Below are 3940 nucleotides of genomic sequence, written 5' to 3'. Positions count from 1 at the left end.
TTTCGAATCGCTGTCCTCCGGCATCCGCCTCGACGCCTTTCGCCTGCTGGTCAAACATGGTCATGCAGGGCTGGTGGCCGGAGAAATTGCCGCTGTGCTGGATCTTGCGCCTAACAAGCTGTCCTTCCATCTCAAGGCACTGACGCATGCGGGCCTGGTATCGGTGACGCAGGAGGGACGCTTTCAGCGCTACCGTGCCAATCTGCCGCTGATGCTGGAATTGATCGCCTATCTCACCGCCGAGTGTTGCAGCGGCAAGCCGGAGGAGTGTCTCGATGCGCGTGCCGCTTCGTGCTGCCCGGACACCGTTTTGCCCCCTGTTTCTCCTAAGCTGGAATCTTAAGCATGAATATTCTTTTTCTGTGTACCGGCAACTCCTGCCGCTCCATTCTTGGCGAAGTCACCTTTAATCATCTGGCACCGGAAGGCTTTAGGGCTATGAGTGCCGGCAGCCAGCCGGCAGGTTATGTTCACCCGCGCTCGATCGCGCTGCTTGCGCGCGAAGGCATGAAGATCGATGGACTAAGCAGCAAGAGCTGGGATGCGCTGCCGGCTATCCCCGATATCGTGATTACCGTGTGCGCATCCGCCGCCGGCGAAACCTGCCCGGCCTATCTGGGCCCGGCGCTGCGTACGCACTGGGGGGTGGAAGACCCGGCGCATGCGAGCGGCACGGACAGCGAAATCGACGCGGCCTTTACTGCGGCCTACGCCACTTTGCGTGCGCGCATCGAGGCGCTGCTGGCCTTGCCGCTGGCAAGCATGGATCGCAGTGAGCTTAAGGCCGAGCTGGATCGTATCGGCCGTGAAGTCTTCTGATGTGATTAACATTTCAACATTATTAGGATTATTGATATGAAAAAAATCGAGATTTTCGACCCGGCACTGTGTTGTGCGACCGGTGTCTGCGGCACCGAGATTGATCAGGCACTGGTGAACTTCGCCGCCGACTTTGACTGGGCCAAGGCGCAGGGGGCCGACATCTGTCGCTTCAACCTGGCGCAAGAGCCGCTGGCCTTTGCCGAAAACCCGGTGGTTAAAGGCTTTCTCGAGCGCTCCGGCGCCGACTTGTTGCCGCTTGTGCTAGTTAACGGCGAGATTGCCTTGATGGGGCGCTATCCGCGCCGCGCCGAGCTGGCGCGTTTTGCCGGTATCTCGACTTTTGCCGCCGCCAGCGCGCCAGCCCAGTCATCCTGCTGTGGTGGCAACACCGGCTGCTGCTGAAGGAGTCCGGCATGCACTTTCTGGAGAATCCGCCCGCTTTCCTGTTTTTCACTGGCAAGGGCGGGGTCGGCAAGACCTCGATCGCCTGCGCCAGTGCCGTCCGTCTGGCGCGTAGCGGTCAGCGCGTATTGCTGGTCAGCACCGACCCGGCATCCAATGTCGGACAGGTATTCGGCCAGAGCATAGGTAATACGATCCGTCCGATTGCAGCGGTAGCGGGCTTGTCGGCGCTGGAAATCGACCCGCAAGCCGCCGCTCAGGCATATCGCGACCGTATTGTCGGCCCGGTGAAGGGCGTACTGCCCGAGGCGGTGGTTAAAGGAATAGAAGAACAGCTCTCCGGTGCCTGTACCACCGAAATTGCCGCCTTTGACGAATTCACCGCGCTGCTGACCGATGCCAGGCTTATCGCGGCTTACGACCATATCGTGTTCGATACTGCGCCGACCGGCCACACCATCCGCCTGCTGCAGCTGCCGGGCGCCTGGTCGGGTTTTCTTGACGCCAACCCGGATGGCGCATCGTGCCTGGGGCCGCTCTCCGGCCTGGAAAAGCAGCGCACGCAATACCATGCCGCCGTCGCTGCGCTTTCCGATCCTGACAAGACCCGGCTGGTGCTGGTCGCGCGTGCGCAAGCATCGACGCTGCGCGAAGTCGCGCGCACTCACGAAGAGCTGGCGGCCATCGGCCTTAAACGCCAGTTTCTGGTCATCAACGGCATGTTCCCGGCGGATGAGGCCGGCGAGGATGCGCTGGCCCAGGCTATCGTGCGCCGCGAAACGGCGGCACTGGCCGCCATGCCGCAGACTCTGGCCGGTTTGTCGCAAGACAGGCTTGAGCTCAAGCCCTTTAATCTGGTTGGTCTGGCTGCGCTGGAGGCCTTGCTGCTGGAGGCGCCGGCCGCGACTGCCGTAGCCGAGGCCGCTGCGCTGCCTGCCGGCACCTCCTCGCTCGCGCAACTGGTTGACGGCATTGCAGCTGCCGGCCATGGCCTGGTGATGGTGATGGGCAAGGGCGGCGTCGGCAAAACCACCATCGCTGCGGCGGTGGCCGTTGAGTTGGCGCATCGCGGTTTGCCGGTGCACCTGACGACTTCCGACCCTGCTGCTCATCTGGGCGAGACACTATCTGGCAGCGTAGCTGATCTGACCGTCAGCCGTATCGATCCGGCTGCCGAGACTGCGCGCTATCGCCGCGAAGTCTTGCAGAGCAAGGGCAAGGATCTGGATGAGGCTGGGCGTGCCTTGCTGGAAGAGGACCTGCGGTCGCCGTGCACCGAAGAGATCGCGGTATTTCAGGCGTTCTCGCGCGTGATCCGTGAAGCCGGCCAGCGTTTCGTGGTGATGGATACCGCACCGACCGGCCACACCTTGTTATTGCTGGATGCTACCGGTGCCTACCACCGCGAAATGGTGCGCCAGATGGGCGACAAGGGTCTTCACTTCACCACGCCGATGATGCAGCTGCAAGATCCGGCACGCACCAAGGTGCTGATTGCGACGCTGGCCGAAACCACGCCGGTGCTGGAAGCCGCCGCCTTGCAGGCCGATCTTGAACGCGCCGGCATTACGCCATGGGCGTGGGTCATTAACCAGAGCATCGCGGCGGCGGGCAGTACTGCGCCTTTGCTGGCAAAGCGTGCGCAAAATGAAGCGCGCGAAATCGATGCGGTGCTCACCCGCCACGCCACTCGCGTGGCACTGCTGCCGCTTCTGGCACAAGAGCCGGTTGGTGCCGATGCGCTGGCCGCACTCGCTCAGGCAAACTGAGTGGACGGGCTCCGTGCCATGTGCGGGGCACTTATTGATGAACGCCCGGCGACACCTTGCCGCCGGGCGTTAAAGAAAGATTAAGCATGTTTTCGTTTTCCATGGCGTCGTTGCAATCGGCAGCAGCTATGTTCGTGTTTCTGGCACTGGAGTTGTCGCTGCTGTTCGTCGTGATCAGTTTTGCCGTTGCCGCTATTCAGCACAAGCTGCCAGCCGGCAAGGTGCAGTCGCTGCTTAGCAGCCAGAAGGGGAGCGGCTATCTGACCGCCGCTGCGATCGGATCGGTTACGCCGTTTTGCAGTTGTTCGACCATCCCGATGCTGAACGGACTGCTGCGCGCCGGTGCCGGTTTTGGCCCGACCATGACTTTTTTGTTTGTGTCGCCACTACTCAACCCTATCGTGGTCGGGCTGCTGTGGCTGACCTTCGGCTGGAAGGTGACCCTGGTCTATATGGCAGCGACGCTGTTGATCTCGCTGCTGGCCGGCGTGTTGCTCGAGCGGCTGAATTTCGGGCGCTACGTGAAGCAGACCGCACCGAAGGCGGGGGCGTGCTGCATCGCCAAACCGGTCGAACTCAAGACCGCTTGCTGCACACCTAAACAGGTCGAGCCTAAGGCTTCCTGCTGCGCCCCCAAGCCGGTCGAACCCAAGACAGCCTGCTGTGCACCCAAGCCGGCCCAAGTGGCACGGCCATCCCAGGAGGCAATGCCCTGGCGGCAACTGTGGCGCGAAGCACTCGGCCAATTCCGCTCGGTGTTTCCTTACCTGATGCTGGGGGTGGCCATCGGTGCTTTCACCTACGGCTTCATCCCTTCCGAGTGGATCGCCGCACACACCGGCAGCGACAACCCGCTGGCCGTCCCGCTGGCGGCCGTTGTGGGCATTCCGCTTTACCTGCGCGCCGAGACGCTGATTCCGATGGCGTCGATGTTTGCGCTCAAGGGA

5 protein-coding genes are annotated in these 3940 nt (G+C 62.2%); all 5 read left to right on the top strand.

Annotation, left to right across the window (positions count from 1 at the left end; all coding sequences use genetic code 11):
- Positions 1-343, top strand: a 343-nt coding sequence (locus tag EGI20_RS16415) for an ArsR/SmtB family transcription factor (protein WP_498632758.1), incomplete at its 5' end; no start/stop codon positions are given.
- Between the two features lie 2 nt (positions 344-345).
- Positions 346-819, top strand: a complete 474-nt coding sequence (locus tag EGI20_RS16410; RefSeq protein ID WP_498632224.1) for an arsenate reductase ArsC — start codon at positions 346-348, stop codon at positions 817-819.
- Between the two features lie 36 nt (positions 820-855).
- The gene (gene arsD, locus EGI20_RS16405; RefSeq protein WP_498632226.1) at positions 856-1224 is read left to right on the top strand and encodes an arsenite efflux transporter metallochaperone ArsD; all 369 of its coding nucleotides are present in this window, start codon (positions 856-858) and stop codon (positions 1222-1224) included.
- Positions 1225-1235: 11 nt separating this feature from the next.
- Entirely contained in the window at positions 1236-2993 is a 1758-nt protein-coding gene (gene arsA / locus EGI20_RS16400; RefSeq protein WP_498632756.1) for an arsenical pump-driving ATPase, read from the top strand.
- 86 nt (positions 2994-3079) lie between these two features.
- On the top strand, positions 3080-3940 hold an 861-nt coding region (locus tag EGI20_RS16395), incomplete at its 3' end, for a permease (protein ID WP_498632755.1).

The sequence above is a fragment of the Aquitalea sp. S1-19 genome (assembly GCF_024343515.1).
The sequence above is the reverse complement of the archived record's forward strand: the minus strand, read 5'-3'. Positions and strand labels throughout refer to the sequence as shown.

Coding starts and splice junctions, on each gene's coding strand:
- EGI20_RS16410 (WP_498632224.1), top strand. CDS start 346: ATGAATATTCTTTTTCTGTGTACCGGCAACTCCTGCCGCTCCATTCTT.
- arsD (WP_498632226.1), top strand. CDS start 856: ATGAAAAAAATCGAGATTTTCGACCCGGCACTGTGTTGTGCGACCGGT.
- arsA (WP_498632756.1), top strand. CDS start 1,236: ATGCACTTTCTGGAGAATCCGCCCGCTTTCCTGTTTTTCACTGGCAAG.